The organism is Flavobacterium sp. GCM10023249, from assembly GCF_042653365.1.
Classification (GTDB): domain Bacteria; phylum Bacteroidota; class Bacteroidia; order Flavobacteriales; family Flavobacteriaceae; genus Flavobacterium.
The window spans coordinates 368000-392056 of the sequence record NZ_JBHSHZ010000016.1 but is presented as its reverse complement, the minus strand read 5'-3'; the positions used below and the strand labels follow the sequence as shown (position 1 = coordinate 392056).

18 protein-coding genes are annotated in these 24057 nt (G+C 37.3%); 10 read left to right on the top strand and 8 right to left on the bottom strand.

The window, feature by feature from the left end; genetic code table 11:
- Positions 1 to 31 precede the first annotated feature (31 nt).
- Genes ACFO7M_RS15440 through ACFO7M_RS15430 form a run of 3 tightly spaced genes read right to left on the bottom strand, consistent with a single transcriptional unit; the run spans position 32 to position 4960 of the window.
- On the bottom strand, positions 32 to 1201 hold the full coding sequence (locus ACFO7M_RS15440; protein WP_379736680.1) for a DUF262 domain-containing protein: 1170 nt from the start codon (positions 1199 to 1201) through the stop codon (positions 32 to 34).
- Positions 1202 to 1258: 57 nt separating this feature from the next.
- On the bottom strand, positions 1259 to 2587 hold the full coding sequence (locus ACFO7M_RS15435; RefSeq protein ID WP_379736678.1) for a restriction endonuclease subunit S: 1329 nt from the start codon (positions 2585 to 2587) through the stop codon (positions 1259 to 1261).
- A gap of 3 nt (positions 2588 to 2590) precedes the next feature.
- A complete protein-coding gene (locus ACFO7M_RS15430) occupies positions 2591 to 4960 on the bottom strand; it encodes a type I restriction-modification system subunit M (RefSeq protein ID WP_379736676.1) in 2370 nt (789 codons plus the stop codon).
- Between the two features lie 238 nt (positions 4961 to 5198).
- Here ACFO7M_RS15430 and ACFO7M_RS15425 point away from each other — a divergent pair, with 238 nt between their 5' ends.
- The 10 genes from ACFO7M_RS15425 (at position 5199) to ACFO7M_RS15380 (ending at position 18090) form a co-directional block, all read left to right on the top strand.
- The gene (locus ACFO7M_RS15425; protein WP_379736674.1) at positions 5199 to 5723 is read left to right on the top strand and encodes a helix-turn-helix domain-containing protein; all 525 of its coding nucleotides are present in this window, start codon (positions 5199 to 5201) and stop codon (positions 5721 to 5723) included.
- A 117-nt stretch (positions 5724 to 5840) separates the two neighbouring features.
- On the top strand, positions 5841 to 6248 hold the full coding sequence (locus ACFO7M_RS15420; RefSeq protein ID WP_379712221.1) for a hypothetical protein: 408 nt from the start codon (positions 5841 to 5843) through the stop codon (positions 6246 to 6248).
- 109 nt (positions 6249 to 6357) lie between these two features.
- The gene (locus ACFO7M_RS15415) at positions 6358 to 6771 is read left to right on the top strand and encodes a hypothetical protein (protein ID WP_379736673.1); all 414 of its coding nucleotides are present in this window, start codon (positions 6358 to 6360) and stop codon (positions 6769 to 6771) included.
- 413 nt (positions 6772 to 7184) lie between these two features.
- Positions 7185 to 8699, top strand: coding sequence for a helix-turn-helix domain-containing protein (locus ACFO7M_RS15410; protein WP_379736671.1), 1515 nt, complete (start codon positions 7185 to 7187; stop codon positions 8697 to 8699).
- A gap of 125 nt (positions 8700 to 8824) precedes the next feature.
- The gene (locus tag ACFO7M_RS15405) at positions 8825 to 8998 is read left to right on the top strand and encodes a hypothetical protein (protein ID WP_379736669.1); all 174 of its coding nucleotides are present in this window, start codon (positions 8825 to 8827) and stop codon (positions 8996 to 8998) included.
- Positions 8999 to 9053: 55 nt separating this feature from the next.
- Entirely contained in the window at positions 9054 to 10724 is a 1671-nt protein-coding gene (locus ACFO7M_RS15400; protein ID WP_379736667.1) for a S8 family serine peptidase, read from the top strand.
- 8 nt (positions 10725 to 10732) lie between these two features.
- Positions 10733 to 12406, top strand: coding sequence for a S8 family peptidase (locus ACFO7M_RS15395; protein WP_379736665.1), 1674 nt, complete (start codon positions 10733 to 10735; stop codon positions 12404 to 12406).
- A 16-nt stretch (positions 12407 to 12422) separates the two neighbouring features.
- Positions 12423 to 14075 carry a S8 family serine peptidase gene (locus ACFO7M_RS15390; protein WP_379736663.1) on the top strand — a complete coding sequence of 551 codons (1653 nt, stop codon included), beginning with the start codon at positions 12423 to 12425 and terminating at the stop codon, positions 14073 to 14075.
- A gap of 16 nt (positions 14076 to 14091) precedes the next feature.
- On the top strand, positions 14092 to 15732 hold the full coding sequence (locus ACFO7M_RS15385; RefSeq protein WP_379736661.1) for a S8 family serine peptidase: 1641 nt from the start codon (positions 14092 to 14094) through the stop codon (positions 15730 to 15732).
- 102 nt (positions 15733 to 15834) lie between these two features.
- Positions 15835 to 18090: a CocE/NonD family hydrolase gene (locus ACFO7M_RS15380; protein ID WP_379736659.1), complete on the top strand. Its 2256-nt coding sequence runs from the start codon at positions 15835 to 15837 to the stop codon at positions 18088 to 18090.
- Between the two features lie 62 nt (positions 18091 to 18152).
- Here the strand turns inward: ACFO7M_RS15380 and ACFO7M_RS15375 are convergent, their stop codons facing one another.
- The 5 genes from ACFO7M_RS15375 to ACFO7M_RS15355 form a co-directional block, all read right to left on the bottom strand.
- Positions 18153 to 18956, bottom strand: coding sequence for a hypothetical protein (locus ACFO7M_RS15375; protein WP_379736657.1), 804 nt, complete (start codon positions 18954 to 18956; stop codon positions 18153 to 18155).
- Positions 18957 to 19059: 103 nt separating this feature from the next.
- Entirely contained in the window at positions 19060 to 19701 is a 642-nt protein-coding gene (locus ACFO7M_RS15370; protein WP_379712231.1) for a response regulator, read from the bottom strand.
- Positions 19698 to 21545, bottom strand: coding sequence for a tetratricopeptide repeat protein (locus ACFO7M_RS15365; RefSeq protein WP_379736655.1), 1848 nt, complete (start codon positions 21543 to 21545; stop codon positions 19698 to 19700). Before ACFO7M_RS15365 ends, ACFO7M_RS15370 begins: the two co-directional genes overlap by 4 nt.
- Before the next feature lie 133 nt (positions 21546 to 21678).
- Positions 21679 to 22710, bottom strand: a complete 1032-nt coding sequence (locus ACFO7M_RS15360; protein ID WP_379736654.1) for a lipid A-modifier LpxR family protein — start codon at positions 22708 to 22710, stop codon at positions 21679 to 21681.
- A 5-nt stretch (positions 22711 to 22715) separates the two neighbouring features.
- A complete protein-coding gene (locus tag ACFO7M_RS15355; protein WP_379712237.1) occupies positions 22716 to 23996 on the bottom strand; it encodes a hypothetical protein in 1281 nt (426 codons plus the stop codon).
- Positions 23997 to 24057 lie beyond the last annotated feature (61 nt).

The following is a 24057-nucleotide window of genomic DNA, read 5'->3' as shown; positions in this document are numbered from 1 at the left end:
GAAATTCCTTATTTCTAAAGTTTTTATCATTTTAAGCAGAAGTTATTTGGTTTATAAGTAATTCAATAGTGTTATGTCTTTTAAAAACCCTGTTTTTATCACCAGTAGAACTTGTAACTGAAGTAAAAAACAGGGGATCTTGAGCTAAGCTGTTTTTTAATGCTTTTTTAAATTGAGTTTTTCTTGACTTCAATATTTCTCTTTTTTCATTTGATAATAAAGCAAATTGTGTTGCAATTGCATCAAAAAGAGCTTTATTTATAGGCGGAAGTCGTTTGTAGTTATTATAGACTTTCCTAAATGCTTCTTCGCCAAATATAGCTTTAGATAACTTCATTGCTTCGCTAAAGTCTGATTTAATTTTTTCCAATTCTAAATCAGTTTTTTCGTTAATATTCGCCATAGCTTTACTCATAAAAGTATCTAAATCAGGAGTATACTCAGCATAACCAAATAAATAAAAACATAAAAATCTATTTGCAAAATCACGATCCAACATTCGATGCGATTTTATTTTATTTGCAGTAGCTTTTATAAATTCAGGATTTTTCGCTAATTCTGAAATGAAAATGGCTGGTTTTCCTTGAAATAAAGCATGTCTGATTTCTTGAGGTTCTAACACTAAACCTCCAGTGTTTATTCGTTTAAAAATATTAAATTTTACATCTGTTGGTGTACCCGGCATAATTTTATAAATTACAACCTGAGATTCTTCAATCAGTCTTTGCAAATCTTCACCTAAGTCATCCCAATATTTACCTTCCAAATGAGACAAAAACTCTAGATTAGTTAACTTTAGAGTTTTCGTAACAGCAAAATTCCTTATACTACTTAATCTTTGTAAACCATCTACAACAAGCCAATGATTATTATCTGATGCGTCAAAGAAAAAAGCAGGTAATGGGAACCTAATAAGTATTGATTCAATTAGCCTACTTTGCTTAACAGGATCCCATAAATCATCTTTTCGCTGAAAATATGATTCTGTATTCAGTTCAACAGATCTACTAGCAATTCTTTTTATCAAAGTGTCTAACGATGGTGTCTTTGTTTCTATGTTTATTTTAGTGGGATCAAATGGTTTTTCCATTAACAAAATAGAATCATCATTTATCTCCTCTTCAATAGGCTCTTGTTCTTCAGAAGATATATCTGAATTATTTGGTAGATTTATCAATGTTGGATCTATATTTTCTTCCATCTCTAATTCGGTTTTAAACAAAACTACAATATTAATTTATTTCAAAGTTAACTTAACTTAACAAACCCTCACCTTACCCGTTACCACCGCATCTATCAAACTCACTTTATATTCCTTTAATTTCTCGATTTCCTGCTCTTTGATAGAAACTGCTTGGTCGATTTTTGAGGATTGAATTTCAATATAGGCAACGATTTGTTTCTGTTCTTCAATAGATTGGGGTAAAACTATTTTAAAATCTTTCAACGCTTTATTACTTAATTCCATAAATGTGGTACCTGTCCCTAAACTATTTAAAACCTTTGAACTTATTGAAATTGAATAATAAATAAACAAGTTTATAATATCATTTTTTAACACAATCGATTTACATCCTTGATTCGTACAAAGTGCAGTCCCAGCTATACAAACCTTACCAATCGGTGCCCTCGTAGTTAAAATTATTGATCCCACAGGTACGAGAGAAGTTCCACAACTTTGGTAACCTAATTTAGTTATTGTTCTTTCCGATGAAAAAGCATAAGTTATATCATTTATATCAGTAGGAGTCAACCAATTAATTTCACCATTCCAATAATTTAAAATGCTAGATGAAGGCGTGGCTCCATTTACAATTTTACCCAAGATCTTCAACCTCTTCATCTCCCAATGTTCCGGAATCTGACCAATCCATTCTACGCCTGAGTCTTTGAGTTTGACGGTTGCATCCAAACCTTTGGTTACTGCTTCCTGAATGATTATTTGCTTGCGTTCTTTGAGTAGGGCAATTTGTTGCTCTTTGATGGCAATGGCCTGATCGATTTTAGTGGTTTTGTCGTCTAAAAAGTTAGCGATGGCGTTTTGTTCTTCGAAAGATGGGAAAGGTAATTTTAAAGAACGTAAATCATCTCTAGAAACTTTTAATCGTAAAGTATTATATTTTCCATCTCCTCTATCAATTGCAAGCAATCCCTTTCCAAGACTATACAAAACACCTTGAACCCTTTTACTTCTAAACAAATACTCATAAAATTTGGTAGTGGAAATTTTATATTTCCCAGTATATGTATAATAAACAGGACTTACACAACCAAAATAATTTGAAACACCAACTGCACCAACAATCATATTCATACTATTAAAAACTAGATCGCCGTCATAAGCTAGTTTATATTGGGTAAAATCATCTTTAAATCTGTCTAAATTTGTAGTTTTATCAGAATATAATGTAACTCCCTTATCAATTGAAAGTGATAATCTCTCTATGCTCTTTATAGGGTAATTTTTCTCATTTCGCTCCTTTAAAATATTTTTAAATGATTCAATATTCCAATGTTCTGGAATTCGTCCTAACCATTTTACTCCCGAATCTTTATAGACTTCGTAGCTGTTTTTAGTTTCTACCATCGCCTAAAAATTTAAGATTTCGTGAATTAAACCATCGCTTTGCTTTTCTAAATCTAAAATATCGGCCGTTACTTCCTCTAACGAGCGCAAGGCTTTGTGTTGGTAGAAGTATTTGTTGAAAGAGATTTCGTAGCCAATTTTGGTAGCATCGAGATTGATCCAAGCTTCTGCTACGTGCGGTTGCACTTCTTTTAAGAAATACTCATATATATATTCTTTGAGCGGTACGTTTTCGGTATCACGCAAATCGCTGTCGGTTTCGTAGGTGATGTATTCTCCTTTCTTGCCCCCTTCGACAAGCTCAGGGTGACAAGGGAAATAGCCGTAATTCGGTAAGTCTTCTATAGAACAATCTAATTGGTGTAGCAATTGATCGAGCTTTTCACCGGTTAACTTTACTGTACCTTTAATTACTTTTTCAGCGGTTTCATCGTACCAGCTTACTGCATTTAGAATTTGGTTCTTTTCAGTGGCGCTGAGTTTTATTTTTTCATCTTTTAAAATGTCATCAATTTTAGTTTTAAAAACATTAAAATCGTTGTATTCTTGGTTGCCTAATTTATTGAGTAACATCGTAGCGGTTTCAAATATAGCTAGTTGTTTGATCCAGGCATCCTTTTTCAAAAGCGTTTCTACCTGTTTTTTATTCAAATCAAAGCCTTCTTTTTCTACTAAGCTTAAAATTTCCTTTTTATAGGGTTTTAAATCCTCATAAACCTTTTCTCTATAGTTGTCGTAGACTTGTTGCATAACGTCTTTTAAGCCTTTGTCAAAACGCAAATCAGCAATACGTTCTGCTGTAAACTGCGCTTTTAAACGTTTCGGACGTTCGATAGTTACTTTGTAATACCCAAAATCGGCATTGTCAAATACTTTGGAAGCGATACCGTCTTCAGTAGTCCTTTCTACCGCCGCTAGGTCGGTATAGTTTTTCACGATTTCCATAATATGTTCCGGTGAAAACTCACAGTTTTTATTTCCTAATGCCTTACGAAGTTTACGGTATAGTTGTCCGGCATCGATCAGCTGTACTTTTCCTTTGCGGTTAGCCGCTTTGTTGTTGGATAAAATCCAGATGTAAGTGGTAATACCCGTATTATAAAACAAGTTGTTCGGTAATTGTACGATCGCCTCTAGCCAGTCGTTTTCGATGATGTAACGGCGGATATTACTTTCACCACCTCCGGCATCCCCAGTAAACAATGAACTCCCGTTATGTACCGAAGCAATACGGGAACCTAAATTACTTTGTGAAAGGGGTTTCATTTTGTTGACCATTTCCATCAGGAACAACAACTGACCATCGGAAGAACGCGGAATGGCATCGGCGTCTTCTTCAATGCCCCAATAGTTCTTTAAACGAATTTGGAAACGAGAGTCGATGACCTCTTTTCCGTCTTTGATGTATTTCTGTTCACTCGCCCACGATTTTCCGTACGGAGGATTAGACAACATAAAATCAAAATACTGCCCTGCAAATTCATCGGTAGACAAGGTAGAACCCACACGGATGTTTTCGGGATTGTTCCCTTTAATCATCATATCCGATTTACAGATGGCGTAGGTTTCGTCGTTGATTTCTTTTCCGTACAAATACACATCGGAATTCACGGCTTTGATTTCACCATCGGGATCTACAATGAAGTTTTGGGATTCGGTCAACATCCCACCACTACCACAAGCGGGGTCGTAGATGGTCATTACCGGTGGTAAATTGTTTTTAATCGGGTCGAAAACAATGTGCGTCATCAGGTCGATTACCTCACGTGGGGTAAAGTGCTCTCCGGCTTCCTCATTGTTTTCTTCGTTGAACTTACGGATTAATTCTTCGAAAACATAACCCATTCCTAGGTTCGTAAGTGCCGGTAATTTTTTACCATTGGAATCTAACTTTTCAAAAGGAGTTAAATTAATATCTGGTGAAGTGAATTTGCCCAATACATCGTATAAGACATCTTTACCCGCCATGTGTCTAATTTGTGATTTCAAATTAAACTTGTCGATGATTTCTTTTACATTGGAACTGAATCCGTTTAAATAATCTTCAAAATTAGCCAACAACAATTGTTGCGAGTTGGTAGCGGTATTGTGTAAGCGTTGTAAAGTCCACTCGCTCGTGTTGTAAAATACATAACCCGTTACATCGGTAAATCCTTTGTCGTCCCACTCGGTAAATCCTGCTTCATCGCGTTGAAAGGCCAATTCTTCCAGTACGGCTTCTTTTGTTGGTTCCAATAAGGCATCCAAACGACGTAGTACCACCATGGGCAAAATGACATCTCGGTACTTACCTCGAACGTAAACATCTCGCAAACAGTCGTCTGCAATTGACCAAATAAAGGAAACTAATTTATTGTGAACGGTATGATCCATGTATAATTATGTAATTTGTATATCTTTCAAACATAACCATAAATAAACACTTACACAATCCCCATATCTAGGTATTTTCATGTCTATTTGATTTTCAAAAAACCTGTGGCAAATAAAATTCTCAAAAAAAAGTTGCCACGGATTTCGTGGCAATAATTTTTTCAAAAAAAAAGTTGCCACAGAAAAAAGTGTGGCAAACTATTTGGGATAAAAAATAATTGCCACAAAATTGTAAGCAATGAAAGAAAAAGATTCACTCACAAAAATACTGGGAATATCGCAGGGAGAACTAGCCATAATCCTGGGAGTAACAAGAACACAATGGTCCATGTACGAATTAGGACAAAGAAAGCTGCCGCCGCATGCCGTATTCGAACTGAACAGCCTATTGCACTACATTCAGAAAAATGGTGCCAAAAAAATGCCCGTTCAGGATTTTATGATCGAAGAGGAGCAAGGATTCTATGATTTGCTGCACAAGAAAATGTTGGAAAATGAATTAATAGGAGAAAAGCTGGACAGGAATATAGAAAAAGCACAACTATTATATGATGAAGGGCTAGCCGCATTACGACTTGTGGAATATCTCGAGGCACAACCTGAAAATAAGCGGACAGCCACGATACAGAATGTTATTCAATGCAGAGCGAGGGCCAGGTTGAAAAGAAACCAAAAATTGTTAAAAAAGTACCAACATGATAAAGAATTACTCCAATTGCAAAATACGTTCATTAAAAAAGAAATGAAAAAATTTAAAAAATAAATCACTAATAATCAAGTATTTATAATTTAACACGTACGTTTTTTATGATTTTTTTAAGTTTTTGGCACGCAGTTTGTTTGTAGGAAAAGTAATATTAATCATTTAAAACGAATAGACATGGCTTATTCATTAGACAAGTTGACATCGGCAACAGATTGCGATGTAGTATTAAGTTCAGTTCAAAGAGAAAAAAGGGACTTAGAATTTAAAAAAATTGGGGACGTGAGGTTCACGGAGAATTTTGGTTTTAATTCGGTTGAAGTACAAGCAGAATTACAAGTAATTTTAGCGGAACTAGCCGGATGTGAAATAGCACTGGGAATGCTCGTTCCGGGCAAGAAAAGGGATGCTGAAATTTTGAAAAAAGCCAATCTCGAGCACAGAAAATTTGTGATAGAGCACAAAAAGAGCGGAGTGGCCTTAGTCGAAAAAGAACTGGAATTGGTTTGTATCGACAAAAAGTTGGAAGAGTACAATGCTTTCATCGCGGCGGTGACTGCTCACAAAGCGACTTTGCCGAACTAAGCTTCGCAAGAAAAAAAGAAAAGGGGTTTCATCAGCCCCTTTTTTGGTTGTATTAGGTAAAGCCTAAGCGTGAATCGAAGAAAAAATTAGAAATCAAAAAACGTACGATATGTATTCATTAACCAAAATTAAACAGACATCCGATTGTGATGCAGTATTGAATTGGGCTCAGAAGGAAAGGGCCGTTTTAGCCCAAAAAAAGAGTATAGCAGAAAGAGCAGCGCTTCAGCTCAATACCACTGCAGAAGCCATCGAAGAGCAACTTCAAAGACTGCCAGCCGAGATAGAGGCTACGGAAACCGTTATTGGTTGGCTACCGGATGGACCGTTAAAAGAGGCTGAACTCAAACGTAAATTCCAACTGCAGTACAAAAAGTTCCAGTTGGAATCCCGCAAGGAATCGCAAAGTTTTGTAGCACTAGTAAAAAAAGAAGTGCAAGTACAACTAATTAATAAGAAATTGAAAGAGTACGACGCTTTTATTGCTGCTTTAAATGCGCACAGAGCCACCTTGCCGAACTAAGTTTCGCAAGTAAAAAAGAAAAGGGGTTGCATCAGCCCCTTTTTTTGTGGGGTAATGTTTTGGGAATAAGTAATTATTTTATTTTCACTAGTACACAGATCAACCCTTAATTCATGAATTCCGGGATATAGTTTTTGGTTTTTTATTTACTGAGAGTTTTCTATCCGTCTTTTTGATTAATTTGTAGGAAATAACATCAGCTTTTATATTTTTGCTCAAATTTTAATTTCACTATGCGCCGTTTATTTCTCTTTACGATTTTTTCTACTGTTTTTACTTTTGGTTTGGGGTATGGGCAAGTAAATCATGTCAACTTACATAAACTTAATCCAAATGAATTATTCTCTCTTTTTTGTAAGAATGCAGGTAACGAGAAATATCAAGTAGAGATACTCAAAATCTATATGACAAAGGTGAAAAAAAATATAAAAAAGCCAATTGACATTGCAATTGGTTATTATATGCATTCTACTTTATATAAAGATGAAAGGGCAATCCATTATCTTGATAGCGTTATAAAATATTCAAAAAATACTAATCACGAATATTTTCCTTTAGATGCCTACCGGGAAAAGGCCTATAAATTAAGACAGCTTTATAGATATGATGAAGCCATACAAAATTATATTTTGGCTGAAAATTTAGCCAAGCAAACCAATTTGGATTTTTATTTTAAAATCAGATTGGATATTGCAGAAGTGAAGTCCGAAGAGTTATTACAGGTTGATGAAGCATTAATTCTTTACAGAGAGTGTTTGAAATATTATGAGAAAAAAGATACCAAGAGAATTGATTACTTTTATGGATATAACCAGGTTTTATTTGATATTGCAGATGCACATAAAGCATTGAAAAATAATGATTCTGCAACCTATTACAACCGAAAAGGATTTAACAATTGTGTTCTTACTAAGGATGATTATTACAAATATTTATTTGTGTTAAATGAAGGGGCAAATCTGGTATTAAAAAAGAAGTATAGTACTGCTATTGATAGTATTAATATTGCACTGCCTAAAATGATTGAGTTTAAAAATAAGATTAATATCATAGCAGGTTATTATTATTTGGGTCATGCTTATAGAGGATTAAACAGAAGTGAAAAAGCGATACATAATTTTAAATTACTGGATTCAGCCTATCAAATTGATAAAAAAATTTACCCGGAATTTGTTAGTGGGTACAATTATTTGATTGCACACTACAGAAAAAGTGGTAATAAGGAAATGGAGTTAAAGTATGTCAATCGGTTAATGGCAATTGATAGCTTCTTGTATAAAAGACACAGAAATATTGATAGGGTTATTCGTAAAAACTATGAAATTCCGCATTTGATGGAAGAAAAGGAAAGTAAGATTAACACTCTCGAGAACAAGTATTCTATTGCATTATATGGAATTGTCTTTTTTGTTTTGTCACTCTTGGGGTTATTTTGGTATAACCGTAATCAAAAAAAGATTTATAAAAAGCGCTTTACTACTTTAACATTAAAACTTAATGAACAGGTTTTGTCAACTGAAAACAATGAAGCAAAAAATAATTCTTCATCAAAAGAAACCATAATTGCTGATGAATTAGTCAATTCCATCTTAATGAAACTGGAGCAGTTTGAAAAGAAAAAGGAATTTCTGGATAATTCGGTTAGCATCCAGCAATTGGCAGAGAAGTTTGAGACCAATACTAAGTATCTGTCAAAAATAATCAACGAACAGAAGCAAGTTGGATTTGTCCAATATGTTAATGATTTGCGTATAGAGTATGCCTTAAAAAAACTGCAAAGTAATGCCAAACTGAGAAAGTACACCATAATCGCCTTGGCAAATGAATTCGGATTTAATACGGGAGATGCATTTTCAAGTGCCTTTTTCAGGAAAACAGGGATCAAACCGAGTTTTTATCTCAAAGAATTAAATAATATAAGTGGTTGATTATTAGTGATTAGATGTAAAGGACTTCCCCCGAATTCATGAATTCAGAGAAAGAGACGGTTTTAAACCAAGTAGGTTTTACGAGACAACTTTATATTTGCCCTGAATCTTAAAAACAAACTAGCATGAAAAAACAAACTAAAACAAAATGGGATTTTATTAAAACAACAGTGGTTGAATTGACATCTAAAAATTTACTGATAATAAAAGGTGGAGATAAAGACACAGGAGGAATTGATACAGTTACTGGTACTGATGGAGGAGGAAGTGGAGGAATTCTTAACCAAAATAAACCATAGAATTATATAACGTAATATAAATAACCTTTCATATTAATCTTTATCAAAACTATTAATGAAAAAAATTTTATTCATTCTTTTTGGTACAATTACCTTGAGTTGTAAAACATCTACTAATACAACAAAAAGAGAAAGTAAAATAGAATTTGGAAATTGGTATAAAGAAGATTTTACTTCTTGTGGAATACCTGGGATTTCATTATTCAAAGCGACATCCAAACTTAAAAGTAACAAGAATACAATTGTTGTTGCTGTTTTGGATACTCAGATAGATACAGCTCACGAAGATTTAAAAAAATCTTTATGGACTAATAAAAATGAAGTAGCTGAAAACGGCATTGATGATGATCAGAACGGTTATATTGACGATGTTTATGGTTGGAATTTTTTGGGTACTAAATCTGGCAATTACATTGTTTGGGGAAATTTTGAATATACTAGGATTGTACGCGAGTATGAACCTGTTTTTGGGAATAAAAAGCAAGAAGAAATTTTAAGCAAGGATAAAGACAGATATGAACAATACGTAAGAGCTGTTGATTACCAAAACAAATGGTCAAAATTTTATAAAAGTTATCTAAAATCGATGAAATATAATATTTCATTGTTTAAAAAGACTAAAGATACACTTCGCTACTTCTTTCCAAGAGAAGATTATACTCTGAGCCAATTGGATAGTTTATACAAAAAAAGTAAAGTCAATGATAAATCATATTATGAGCGAAGAGACAGTAATGACCAAGATTTAGGAGCAATGATAAATTCATTCATAGCTAACTTGGAAATTAACGTTAGATCGTATGATGATTTGATTGAACACAATGCTCAGAAAGATTCAATTTTTAACAAAAACTGCAATCCAGACTATAATGAACGATTATTTGTTGATGATAATTCAGATATTTTGACTAGTGGCTATGGGACTAATAAGATAAATGCCAAAATACATGGAATAAGAGTTTTTAATGATCACAGTACTAAGGTTTCCAGTATCATTGCTGCAGAAATAAAAAACGATAAAGGAATTGAAGGATTTAGTGATTCAATCAAGATAATGCCTTTGTCAATATCACCATCAGGAGATGAGCATGATAAAGATATTGCATTAGCTATACGCTACGCTGTTGATAATGGAGCCAAAGTGATTAACATGTCTTTTGCAAAAGAATTTACAATGTATCCGGACTTTACTAAGGAGGCTTTCAAGTATGCTGAAAAACATGATGTTCTTTTAGTACACGCAGCAGGAAATAATGGTTTTGATGCTGATAACAAACAAGTTTATCCAAGTGATTATTTTTATGATAACCAGCCTGAGGTTAGTGCCAACTTTATTAACGTAGGATCCATAAACAAAAACTACGGTGAAAAAATGGTGTCTCGATTCTCGAACTATGGTAAAAAAAATGTGGATTTATTCGCACCAGGAGAAGGTATTTATACGGCCATCCCTGATAACAAGTATGGTTTTGATTCCGGTACCTCACTAGCTGCACCGATGGTTTCGGGAACGGCAGCATTACTTTGGTTGCATTATCCAAAACTAACGGTGCAACAAGTAAAACAGATCATTTTGGAATCGGGAACTAGTCACGATATAGAAGTCATTGTACCGGGAACCAAAGATAAAAAAGTGAAGTTTTCAGAATTGTCCAAAACGGGTAAAGTACTGAATGTGTTCAACGCAATGCAGATGGCTGAGAAAATAAGTAAAACTAAATCATAAAAAATAAGATGAGGTTTAAAATTGCAATTGTATTGTTATTATTTATTTTTTCAGGAACGTGTTTTTCCCAAAATGATTCAGATTTTTCAAAAAAGCCCAAATTCTGGTATCATGAAGATTTTGCAATTAATAATATTCCAGGAATTAGCCTAAATAAAGCAATAAAAAGCAAAAAGAAACTGTCAAAAAAGAGACAAATCATTGTGGCTACTATCGATAACCTCATAGATTCCAATCATGAAGATTTAAAGAAGGCCATTTGGACCAATAAAAAGGAAATACCGGATAATAAAATGGATGATGATCAAAATGGTTATGTTGATGATGTTAAAGGTTGGAATTTCCTAGGAACAAAATCTGGAAATTATATTGTTTGGGGAAATTTCGAATATACAAGAATCATAAGAGAATACGAACCTTTATTTAAGAACAAAAAAATAGAAGAGATCCAAGCTATTGACCTTCCAAAGTATAATGAATACAAGAGAGCATTACTCTTTCAAGAATCAAAATATAAATTTTACAGTGGTTTTTTAAAATCATTAAAGTATTCAAATGATATCTACAGCTTATCTAAAGACACACTCAAATACTTTTTTCCCAGAGAAAATTATAGCATAAAGCAATTGGATAGTCTTTATAATAAGTACAAAACTAATGACAAAACATTCAAGCAACGAAGGGATTCAGAGGATAAAGATCTTGCTTCTTTAATTTTAACCATGAAAATACATCTTGAACTTGATTTAGGTTCTTATGAGAAGTTTATTGATCAATATAAACAAATTGATTCGATTACTAATAAAAACCTAAATACGAAGTACAACGAACGTTTATGGATTGATGGAGGGAATAATGGATTTGAAAAAGGATATGGTAATGGGAATATTACTCCAAAAATTAAAGGAATTCGAACCAATTATGCACATAATACGAAAGTTTCCAGTATCATCGCAGCGAACCGGAAAAACAATATTGGTATAAATGGATTTTCAGATCACATCAAAATAATGCCCCTTTCCGTTTCTCCCTCTGGTGACGAGCACGATAAAGATATTGCCAATGCGATCTATTATGCAGTAGACAACGGTGCCAAAGTGATCAATATGTCCTTTGCAAAGGAATTTTCCTTGCATCCTGAATGGGTTACAGCAGCCATTCAATATGCGGAAAAACACAATGTGTTACTTGTGCATGCGGCCAGTAATGAGGGTAAAGACAACGATACTAATCCATTGTATCCCAACGATTATGTATACGATGACAAACCCGAAATAAGTAACAATTTCATTAGTGTAGGCTCTATTAATAAAAATTACGGAGAGAGAATGGTTTCATCCTTTTCGAATTACGGTAAAGTGAATGTCGACTTGTTTGCGCCTGGGGAGGAAATTTATACGGCAATTCCAGAGAATCAATATGGTTTTGACTCCGGTACCTCACTAGCTGCACCCATGGTTTCGGGAACGGCAGCATTACTTTGGTTGTATTATCCTAAGTTAACAGTGCAAGATGTCAAACACATCATTTTGGAGTCGGGGACAAGTTATGATATAGAAGTCATTGTGCCGGGAACCAAAGATAAAAAAGTGAAGTTTTCAGAATTGTCCAAAACGGGTAAAGTACTGAATGTGTATAATGCGATGCAGATGGCTAAAGAAATGAATAAGAAAATAAATTAAAAGTTCTTTTACAAACATGAAATCAAATATTCAAATAGTACTGTTTTTCATCATCGCAGTCTACAATTGTTACGCTCAAACGACTACAGAAAAAACAAAATTTTGGCACCATGAAGATTATTCAACGACTAACATTCCAGGTATCAGTCTGGATAAGGCCATAAAGAGTGTTAATCGACCGTCTTCAAAAAAACAAATAATCGTGGCAGTAATCGACACACAAATCGATGCACTTCATGAGGACTTAAACACAAGTATTTGGACCAACAAGAAAGAAATTCCCAATAACGGTATTGACGATGATAAAAACGGATTCACGGATGATATTCACGGATGGAACTTTTTAGGAAATAAATCAGGCGGATACACAGTATGGGCTAATTTTGAATACATCAGAATACTCCGTGAGTATGCGCCAATTTTTAAAAATAAGTCAAAAGAGGAAATTCCTGCCGAAAATAAAGTCAAATACGAACAATATTTAAAGGCAATTGATAACGATAAAAAATACACCAAATATTTCAATAGTTACATAAAGTCATTACAATATGACATTTCATTGTATCAAAAGACAAAAGACACGCTGCGCCATTTCTTTCCCAAAGAGAATTATACCTATAAGGAATTGGACAGTTTATACAGAAAATATAAAATAAATAACAAAACGTATAAAGAGCGTAGAGATAGTAATGATCAGGATTTAGGGGCGTTATTAGGTGCCCATCTGTCCAGCCTGGACATAGGATTGGATAGTTATGCAAAATTAACAGATGCGTTGAAACAACACGATTCAACTTTAAATAAAAGTTGTAGCCTTTCTTTCAATGAGAGAAAGAATAGGGATAGCGAAATTTCAAATAGAGGCTATGGCAATAACAAAATACAGGTTGAAATAAAAGGAATACCTATTTTTAGTAATCACTCAACAGAAGTTTCGAGTATAATTGCCGCTAAAAGGGAAAATAATTTAGGCATAAAAGGTTTTTCCGATAACATCAAAATTATGCCTTTGATTGTGTGTCCATCAGGTGATGAACATGATCGAGATATTGCATTGGCAGTCAAATATGCGGTTGATAACGGAGCAAAAGTCATCAATATGTCTTTTGGAAAAGAGCTTTCCCTGTATCCTGAATTGATAACTGAAGCCTTACAATATGCCGAAAAGAAAAATGTACTTATAGTACATGCCTCAGGTAACAATGGAGTGAATATCGATGATTCCTCTTTTTATCCCAACGATTATTATTCAAAAAAAGAGGTTAGTACTAATTTTATCTCTGTCGGTTCCATTAACAAAAACTATGGTGAAAAAATGGTTTCTTCTTTTTCGAATTACGGCAAAGAAAATGTCGATTTATTTGCACCCGGAGAAGGTATCTATATTGCAATGCCCGATAATGAATACAGATTCGATTCCGGTACATCACTAGCAGCACCCATGGTTTCGGGAACAGCGGCATTACTTTGGTTGCATTATCCAAAACTAACGGTACAACAAGTCAAACAGATCATTTTGGAATCGGGAACTAGTCACGATATAGAAGTCATTGTACCGGGAACCAAAGATAAAAAAGTGAAGTTTTCAGAATTGTCCAAAACGGGTAAAGTACTGAATGTGTATAATGCGATGCAGATGGCTAAGGAAATGAATACGAAAATAAATTAAAAGTTCTTTTACAAACATGAAATCAAATATTCAAATAGTACTATTTTTCATGATCGCAGTCTACAATTGTTACGCTCAAACGACTACAGAAAAAACAAAATTTTGGCATCAAGAAGATTATTCAACTACTAGCATTCCAGGTATCAGTCTTGATAAGGCCATAAAGAGTGTTAATCGGCCGTCTTCAAAAAAACAAATAATCGTGGCAGTAATCGACACACAAATCGATGCACTTCATGAGGACTTAAACACAAGTATTTGGACCAACAAGAAAGAAATTCCCAATAACGGGATTGACGATGATAAAAACGGATTCACGGATGACATTCACGGTTGGAACTTTTTAGGAAATAAATCAGGCGGATACACAGTATGGGCTAATTTTGAATACATCAGAATACTCCGTGAGTATGAACCTGTTTTTAGAAATAAAACTGTTGACGAAATTTCAGAAAAAGATAAAACAAAATATAATCAATATTTGTCAGCACTAGAAAATCAAAAAAAATCATCAAAATATTACAATAATTATCTGAAGTCTTTAAAATATAATGCTTCTATATATCAAATAGCAAAAGATACACTCCGCCATTTTTTCCCAAAAGAAAATTACACCTATAACCAATTAGACAGTTTATATCGAAAACATAGGAGTAACGATAAGCCATTTTACGAACGCAGGGATAACAACGATAAGGATTTAGGAGCTTTACTACATTCTTACATTACGAATCTTGATATTAATTTAAAAAGCTACGATGAACTAAGTGATCGTATCAAGTACTACGATTCAATTAGTAACAAAAGTTGTAATCTATTCTATAATGAAAGGAAATTTATAGAAGATGATCAAAAAGGTTACGGTAATAATAAAATACAGATTGAAATAAAAGGGATTCCCACTTTTAGTAATCATTCAACAGAAGTAGCAAGTGTAATAGCTTCCAATAGAAAAAACAATATTGGAATAAAGGGGTTCTCGGATAACATCAAGATTATGCCTTTGACTGTATGTGCATCAGGAGATGAGTATGATAAGGATATTGCCAATGCTATATATTATGCGGTGAATAACGGTGCTAAAGTAATTAATATGTCTTTCGGAAAAGAACTTTCTTTACAACCGGAATTAATTAGCGAAGCCATACAATACGCTGAAAAATACAATGTACTGATTGTACATGGTGCAGGTAATAATGGGAAGAATATCGACAACTCTGCTTACTATCCCAATGATGATACATTAGAAGTCAGTAATAATTTCATTAATGTAGGCTCCATAAACAAAAAATATGGAGATAAAATGGTATCCTCATTTTCCAATTATGGTAAAAATAATGTGGATCTGTTTGCTCCTGGGGAAGATATTTATATTGCAATGCCCGATAATCAATACAGATTCGATTCCGGTACATCGCTAGCTGCACCCATGGTTTCGGGAACGGCGGCATTACTTTGGTTGCATTATCCAAAACTAACGGTACAACAAGTCAAACACATCATTTTGGAGTCGGGGACAAGTTACGATTTAGAAGTCATTGTGCCGGGAACCAAAGATAAAAAAGTGAAGTTTTCAGAATTGTCCAAAACGGGTAAAGTACTGAATGTGTACAGTGCTATGCAGATGGCAGAAAAAATCAATGAAGGCATTCAATAATCTTTGCTAAGATCACTAAAACCCTTAGAAAAAGGACAAGACCAAACCAAAGCGTAAGAATTTATCACTACTTTCGCTTGCCAACTAAAAAACAACAATCGCATGAAAAAGACCCTACTGCTGCTCCTAGTGAGTTGCACCCTAACCGGATGGGCACAAAACATTCCGTTTCCCAAGGAAAAGTTTACCGATAGTACCGCCATTGCCCAAAACATGGTCACACTAGCCGAAAAACTCATTCCGCTGTACCAAAACAAAGACAAAAAGGCCTACCTCGAGAATAGGTTTCGCCTGGAATTTTTGGCCAAAAGTTACCCCGCCATGGAGGCAACGCTCAAAAAATTAGAGATGGAAATGGTGAAGGATAGCGTGCACCTCAGCAGTTTTGGTTTCGGTCAAAGGGTGTATGTAAAAACCAGTAACCAAAAACCCCAAAACCAATCGGAATTCACCACGGCATTCAAAACCTTTTTTGATTCCTATTATGATACCATGGATATGGAAAATCAATGGTACGTTGATGATATGTACAACAGTTGGGTGGATGTGTTCAAAGATCGGTTTGCCAGCCAACTCAAAGCGGCGCAAGCCAAAGATAGTATCAGCATCAACGAAGCCGTAGCCTTGTGTAAATCGTATTCCAATGTACAGGCCTATGGGGGGACTTTAGCATTGGCCAAGCAATGGATCGCCAAAAAAGTAGCCGAGAAGTATGTCATTGATGAGAATATCCTCATTACTTTACCCAACGGAAGTACCATTGCCGGAACCTTGGTGCGCAGCAGCAAAGTCACCACACCCCAACCCGTAGTCATGCTATATAACATTTATGCCGGTATCGAATTGGGACTGTGCAAGGAAATCGCCAGTAGGGGCTATGTAGGCTTTATAGCCAATACCCGAGGGAAACGATTGAGCAATGACCCCATCGAACCTTTCGAGCACGACGGCGACGACGCCTATGCTATTCTCGACTGGGTGAGCCAACAACCGTGGTGCAACGGGAAAATAGGCATGTACGGCGGCAGTTACCTCGGCTTTAGCCAGTGGAGTGCAACCAAAAAGCTACACCCCGCACTCAAAACCATCGTGCCTCAGGTATCCGTGGGTATCGGTATCGACTACCCAATGCACAACGGGGTTTTCATGGGCTATGCCTTGTCGTGGATTCGTTTTGTAATGAACAACAAACTGACCGATGATGCCGATTTCGACAATAGCGAAAAATGGGCTAAGATTTATACGGAGTACTATAAAAAAGGGGCCAGTTTCCGCTCACTCGACAGTATCGAAGGCAGTGTGTCGCCCATCTTCCAACGCTGGTTGGACCACCCGAGTTACGACAGCTATTGGCAGAATATGGTACCCCAAAAAGAAGACTATGCCAAAATCAACATTCCGATACTCACCACAACCGGGTATTACGATGACGACCAATTGGGGGCTTTGTCCTACTACAAAGAATACCAAAAGTGGAACAAAAGCAATAACTATTACCTGTTGATTGGTCCGTACAATCACGGAGGGGCGCAAGCCTATCCCAGAAAAGTATTGGGGGGCTATGAAATCGATGCGGCAGCGCAGATCGATATCAACCAACTGGTGTTTGATTGGTTCGATTATACGCTGAAAGACGGGAAACGCCCGGAATTGCTGAAAGACAAGGTGAACTTTCAAGTGATGGGGAAAAACGAATGGCAACACGCAGCCAGTTTGGAAAAAATGCACAACAGTACACGTACGTTCTATTTGGGTAGCCAAAACAACCAAAAGGTATTGCTCCACCAATTGCCCAAAAAGCGTAGTGCAATTACCCAAACGGTAGATTACAAAGACCGAAGTGAAATCAACATTTACAAAAAAACCGATGTGTGCAATTTCCCGGCGGTAATCAACAAAGAGTTGCTCCTGGAAAAACAATTGATGGTGTTTGAAAGCGAACCGATGGAGGAAGCCATCACGATTAGTGGTGCCTTGGAAGCGGCGTTGAAAGTGCGATGCAACAAAAAAGACATTGACATAGCCTTGCAGTTGTATGAAAAGACCGCCAATAACGACTACTTTGCACTTACGAACAACCTGCAACGCGCCAGTTATGCCAAAGACCGAAGCCAACGCCAATTGTTGCGTCCGAATACGATAGAAACCATCCACATGAAGAATACCTATACCATTTCGAAACAGATTGAAAAGGGGAGTCGTATTGTGATTGTGTTGGGGATGAACAAGAACCCGAACTGGGAAGTGAACTACGGTACCGGAAAGCCGGTGAGTGAGGAAACAATGGCCGATGGGGAAGTGCCATTGGAAATCGAATGGTTCAACGACAGTACGATTACGCTTCCGATTTTGAAATAAGAGGCAACTCCAGGAAGTTTAGGAAGAAGCAAATAGAAAGGGTACCCATCGGTACCCTTTTGTTATTCTTGCGTAGCATAGTCATAAACAATAGTATGCAGTAAGGATCCGCCAACCAGTGTTTTTTGAAAGACCACATTGCCATTGGCATCGTACTGGTAATCAAAAATGTAGTTTTGTGTAGGTACTTCACCGTCCGGCTTATAGGTATAGGTACCCGGATTATTTGGCAATTGCGGTTCGTTAGTGAATTGCGATTGGCGAATGAGTTCCGGAATCTCCGACCATGGCGCCAACCAATCGTGGTGGTACAACGCACGTGGGTGATTGTCATAATTGTCGTAGGTTACGGTGACATCCTTTTTAGAAGTGTCGGCAAAGTCGATTCGTACCGAAGTACAATTGCCGATTTCGTTAAAATAATAACGGAAAACATACTCTAACCCTCCGCTACCATTGGTACATTGTACTATTTTGGTACCATCAGTATTGTGCGTCCAGTTGAACTCCTTACTCAATTGACCATTGTAGAACACTTCTTCTTTGGTCACTTTTCCAAAGCGATGGTAAAGCACATATTCGTAATCGGTTTGTGCCGGATCCGTATAATTGAAATTTCGGATTATTTTTCCGGAAGCATACGTATAGGTGATGGTACGGTTCAAACTGGCATTCGATTCGGTTATATCGATCTTCGAAATTCGGTGTTGACTGTCATAGGTAATAACTTTTTGATGGTTCATAGTCCCGTTTCCGTTCCAACGGGTTATTTTGACAGGCAAATCCTGAGAGGGCGTTGTCGGTTCATCCTCGGAACATCCCACTACTATAAGGAATGTTGCTAACCCTAATAATTTCGTTTTCATTGTCATAGTTGTTTTAATTTGATGAATTCAAAAGTAGTAGGGTAGGCTTCGCGGGTCAAGACGGAAAACCACCAAAATAAAAGTTGGCTGATTTCAGGGAGCTTTACACAAGGCCGTATTGGTAGGCTCTGGCAACGATGCCGGCCGAGTTTTTGGCTTCCAGTTTGCGCAAGAGGTTCTGACGGTAGGTTTCTACAGTATTCACACTCAAAAACAAACGTTCGGCAATTTCCTGGGTAGTGCATTCTGCAACAATCAGTAGCAGCACGTCTTTTTCCCTCGGACTCAATACCGGAATGATCGATGCTTGCGGTGGGGTCACGCCTTGTAGGTCATCAATCAACACGGCTTGTACGGCAGGGGAGTAATAGCGTTGGCCTTCACGGATGGTACGTATGGCAAGGAAAAGCTCGTCCTGATCGGTGTTTTTGAGTAAATACCCTTGTGGATTTTCTTTCAAAACGGTTTTGACCATAGCGGCCTCGTTGTGCATGCTCAATACCATAACGGCAATAGTCGGATGGCTACTGCGTATTTTTTTGAGTAGGCTAATGCCATTGATTCCCGGCATACTGATATCGGTAATGACTAAATCAGGAGCATCGGTTTCCAAACGTTCGAGTGCTACAACAGGATCGGTATACATTGCGGTAAGTGTGGCATCGTTCAGATTTCGAAGCAGCGATTCGAGTCCGTTCAAAAACATGGTATGGTCGTCAACTAAAACTATTTTGTAGGGTGTCATGTGGCGAATGGTATATTGAATTGTACTATGGTTCCGTTACCGGGTGAAGAATCGATCACCAACTCGGAGTGCAGTGCTTTGACACGCTCTCGAATGTTCTGTAAACCAATCCCTTCTGCCTTTTTCGTCGGATCAAAACCGATACCGTTGTCTTCGGCAATGATATTGATATAATCCCCAAAGCTGGTAATGAGTAGCGAAAGGGAAGTGCACTGGGCATGTTTGAGGGTATTGTTGATGATTTCCTGTAAAATGCGGTAGAGCTGACTTTTCTGATGGGTATCCAAACGGTCCAAATCGTTCCCTTCACTACAATACAACTGCAGGCTTGTAGCGGTCTGGCCTTCGTATTTCCGAAGGAGTTCTTCGATGACATGATGGAAGGAGGCCTGGGAAAACTCCGGTGGCATTAGGTTGTGCGACATACGGCGGACTTCATTGTAGGCGTCGTCCAACGAGGCAATCAACGAACTGTTTTTGTCCTGCTGTCCTGAGAAATGTGCCAAGGCCGAAAGCTTGATACCGGCCATAGTTGCCCCTAATCCGTCATGCAATTCCTGAGCGAGTCGTCGTCGTTCCATCAATTGCCCTTCCAGATTGGATTCGGCTTCTTTCAATTGTAAAGCGGTTTTGAATTGTATCTCCTGTTGTTGGTTGAGTAAGGTTTTGGTTTTGTGCTGACGGTACCAATACCAAGCCAATGCTAGGGTAAGAAGTACAACAATAGCCCCCATAAGTAGCATAAGGTTCGATTTTTTGAGCTTCGCTTCATTCAGCTGCTTTTGGTTTTCCAATAGGTTCAGCTTGGCATCCTGACGTTCCAATTCGAATTGGGCTTCGATCTTTTTAACGGCTTCACGGCTGCTTAGGGATTGCAGGGAGTCTTTCAACACCGTATACTGTTGCAGGGCGTTGAAGGCATTGTTCACATCGCCTGTTTTCTGATAGGCTCGGGATAATAGCTGTTGCAATTGGGTTTGGATCTCCAGATGCTTTTCGCTTTGCGCAAGGCGCAGCCCTTCTTTCAAATAACCGATGGCTAGCTGCGGTTGCTGCATTTTCAAGTGCAAATCACCAATGTTGAGGTTCGAATTCATCTCGTTAAAGGTGGATTTGACTTTTTGGTTCAACACAATCACATTCTTGTAATAGTACAATGCCGAATCGTACTGTTTAAATTCCGCATAGGCTTTCCCTAAATTGTTTTGTAAGTTAATGATGTCTTCAGGATCGTCTTGCAATTGTAGGGCTTTTCGATAATTCGTGATGGATTTCGCTTCGTTATTCTGATAGGAGTAAGCATTACCCAACATGGAATAGGCACTCGCCAATAACGAATTTTTAGCGTTTCCTTTTTTATAGTGTACTAGCGCTTGGTTGAAGCATTTGATGGCTTTGTCCAAATCATTTTGACTGCCGTGTACGATACCGATATTCAAGTAATTGGTGCCTAAGCCCACATCGTCATGCACCCCGGAATAATAGGCCAAATTGGAATGCAATAGTTGGTAGGCTTTGTTGCCATTGCCTTCCGCCAATTCAACCAAGGCCAAGTCGTTTTTACCGGAAGCCATCCCGCGTTGGTAATCCAACTTTTGGGACAACTGTAGTACTTTTTGGGCAAACTGTTTGGCTTCGGCATTGTTCACATAGAGCAGTTTGGCACTGATTACCGAATAGATATTCACCAATGTGGTATCAACCGTTTGCTTTTTTCGCGTTTCAGCCTTTGCTTTTAATGCTGCAACGGTATTTTTTTTGAGCGATTCTCGTCTCATATCCTGAGCCATACCAGAAAAGGTGAGTTGTAATGATAGTGCAAAGAGCAGGATTTGGAATCGCATGGTTGTTTTTTATTGGTACGTTACAAAGCTAAAAAAATTACGAAAAGAGTGCCGTTTTTTTAAAAGTGGTACTGAAATAAACTACAACAGCACTGTAAAAGAGTGCTGTTGTAATGGGTTGTTCCGTTTCGGCTTATTTTGAATGCCAACGTTGTGGGGAGAATCCTAGAGTGACTGCACCCCAATTGTGAAAGGACTTGCCTCCTTCAAATTCCCTGCTTCTCCCGGAATGCGAATACCGCAGGTAGAACACATCATAGAGCGTTAGGTTGAATCCGGCATTGATTTCAAACAACATTCTTTTCACATCGGAATGGTCGATCTTGTAAATACTGTTGTCCTTAAAAAGCAAGCCTTCCAAAGTGGCATTGTACCCAACAAAACGCACTGTAGGTTCGGCAAAAAGATTGCAGCGTATTTTTTTGGTTGTTGTTTCGTTTCGTGTAAGGGTTTCCAGATTGGGATACTGGTCTTGCAACAGTGTCGAATTCCAATTCAGGAGATTCAGTTTCAATCCGGCCTGGGCGTGTATCATATAATTACCCAGATCTACTTTTCCAACGCCATGAACCGCCAGCCATTGGAAATCGGAGTTTACCGAGTTTTTGGAAAATAGTGCTTTCTGAAAGCGGGTATTGTAATTGATGATGAAGCTTCCCTTGTAACCAATCTGATTGTTCCAACCTTTCGGTACCGGTCTTTCAGAACCGAACCAATGATTTTCGTGCAAGTACGCCTGTGCATTTCCGGGTAGAGAAGTACCCATGATACCCAATAGTACTTCCGACTGTAGCATTTCGTTGCGCACCAGATGGTAGGAATTGGCCCCGAAATTTACGAAGACCAGAGACGCATAGGGTCTGTCGCCCACCACAACCGCTTCGCTGCCTAAATCTTGAGGAGTATAGGCCGTGGCACCCATGCCGATACGGCTTATTGTAAGGGTATTTTCTCCTCGGTACTTTAGAAAAGGAAGTCCTTTCCCTTTGATTTCCTTGAAAAGCGTTTCCAATTTTAAACCGCCTGTATAATTCTCGTCTTTATTGGCAATGGTAAGGAAATCATTTTCATGGGTGATCAGCACCTGAAATCCTTCTTTGCCTTGAGCCGATAGTTCGAAGCAACCGAAAAGGAACAGTAAGGGTACTACAATTTTTTTCATCATTGGTTTTATTCAAATAAACCTGATAATACCTGCACTCCGAAAACGACTCTGCCGCTTTGCAATTCATGCACACCGAAGGTATTGGTCATCATGGAAAGACGCAAGCGATCCAGTACAGTGACTCCGACGGTAACCTGACCAAATCCGAAATAATTTTTCTGTACTTGCAAACGATCCAAGAAGGCATCGCTACCGGCATAGAGACCCCAATTGGCCGACGTATAAAAAACGAACTCTTTTTTGTCGGTAGCCACACTCAGGTACAACGAACCTCCCAGGCTTCCGTTTCCGGTAGAGGTATCCACATCATTACTGAATTCGGTAATTTCCATCGCTCCCTTGGCATACAAGGTGCTGTATACTTTGAAGAAATCATTGCCGTAATACAAGAAAGGAAGTTCAATGTTCATATAAATGTTACCGCCACCGCTCAATAATCGTTGAAAGGCTTCGGTATCATCGGCTTCTTTCTCATTGTCCGGTTCGTCACTTGCCTCCGTACCCGAATTACTCACTAATGTACCCAAGGATACACGCAAAGGTTTTAGGTAGGCAGCGGTAATTTCCGATTGGATGGTACTACCGGCACTATTCAATTGCAAGGCCGCATTGTTGACAAAGTAAAAATCATTGTCGGGCGACTTGCCATACAAGGTTTCGAAGAAAGCCTCTTTTTTGGTCGGTTTACTATTGTACCATGAAGGGAAAATCCATCTGAAATCTTGACTCTTAAAAGTGCTCAAGCTATCGACATATTTTTGTTGCTCTATGTAAAGACTATCAATACTTTTAGTGAGGCTAGTTAAAACGGCTAAGTTATCTTGATTATCCTCTTTCTTGCTCTCTTTGAATTTTGATTGAATTTGTTGTTCGACTTCATTTTTTTTTCTTTTATAGTAGTTATAGAGAATATTCGATTTGAGATAGTTGATTTCATTGCCACCGTTATTTTTCAACTCACTTACAAAAGGGTTGTCCTTTTCTTTTCCTGTAAAAAGATAGAGGTCGGAAGTGTCAGCGAGTGGTGCTTTGTTTTTGAAAACATCCAATTGTTGGCGTTGGTTGGCATCGAATAGATTTTGTTCAGTTGGCCCTTCCGCCTTTTTTTTAGAAGCCTCGTACGCCTTATCGTAGTCCGCTTTTTTAATTTTTATCAATACGGTTTTCGAATTGTCTTTATAGGGAATCATGGTTTTCTTTTCTCTTACGCTGGGTAATTGTGCGAAAACGGTGAGATGCGCCAATAACAAAAGGAAAAAGATACGGTAATGTCGTTTTGTTTTCATAGTTTTTAATTAGTTGGTTTACGTACTAAATGTAGGAATATTCCCTTTGTTTTCAAATTTT

Coding starts and splice junctions, on each gene's coding strand:
- ACFO7M_RS15440 (WP_379736680.1), bottom strand. CDS start 1,201: ATGGAAGAAAATATAGATCCAACATTGATAAATCTACCAAATAATTCA.
- ACFO7M_RS15435 (WP_379736678.1), bottom strand. CDS start 2,587: ATGGTAGAAACTAAAAACAGCTACGAAGTCTATAAAGATTCGGGAGTA.
- ACFO7M_RS15430 (WP_379736676.1), bottom strand. CDS start 4,960: ATGGATCATACCGTTCACAATAAATTAGTTTCCTTTATTTGGTCAATT.
- ACFO7M_RS15425 (WP_379736674.1), top strand. CDS start 5,199: ATGAAAGAAAAAGATTCACTCACAAAAATACTGGGAATATCGCAGGGA.
- ACFO7M_RS15420 (WP_379712221.1), top strand. CDS start 5,841: ATGGCTTATTCATTAGACAAGTTGACATCGGCAACAGATTGCGATGTA.
- ACFO7M_RS15415 (WP_379736673.1), top strand. CDS start 6,358: ATGTATTCATTAACCAAAATTAAACAGACATCCGATTGTGATGCAGTA.
- ACFO7M_RS15405 (WP_379736669.1), top strand. CDS start 8,825: ATGAAAAAACAAACTAAAACAAAATGGGATTTTATTAAAACAACAGTG.
- ACFO7M_RS15400 (WP_379736667.1), top strand. CDS start 9,054: ATGAAAAAAATTTTATTCATTCTTTTTGGTACAATTACCTTGAGTTGT.
- ACFO7M_RS15395 (WP_379736665.1), top strand. CDS start 10,733: ATGAGGTTTAAAATTGCAATTGTATTGTTATTATTTATTTTTTCAGGA.
- ACFO7M_RS15390 (WP_379736663.1), top strand. CDS start 12,423: ATGAAATCAAATATTCAAATAGTACTGTTTTTCATCATCGCAGTCTAC.
- ACFO7M_RS15385 (WP_379736661.1), top strand. CDS start 14,092: ATGAAATCAAATATTCAAATAGTACTATTTTTCATGATCGCAGTCTAC.
- ACFO7M_RS15380 (WP_379736659.1), top strand. CDS start 15,835: ATGAAAAAGACCCTACTGCTGCTCCTAGTGAGTTGCACCCTAACCGGA.
- ACFO7M_RS15375 (WP_379736657.1), bottom strand. CDS start 18,956: ATGAAAACGAAATTATTAGGGTTAGCAACATTCCTTATAGTAGTGGGA.
- ACFO7M_RS15370 (WP_379712231.1), bottom strand. CDS start 19,701: ATGACACCCTACAAAATAGTTTTAGTTGACGACCATACCATGTTTTTG.
- ACFO7M_RS15365 (WP_379736655.1), bottom strand. CDS start 21,545: ATGCGATTCCAAATCCTGCTCTTTGCACTATCATTACAACTCACCTTT.
- ACFO7M_RS15360 (WP_379736654.1), bottom strand. CDS start 22,710: ATGATGAAAAAAATTGTAGTACCCTTACTGTTCCTTTTCGGTTGCTTC.
- ACFO7M_RS15355 (WP_379712237.1), bottom strand. CDS start 23,996: ATGAAAACAAAACGACATTACCGTATCTTTTTCCTTTTGTTATTGGCG.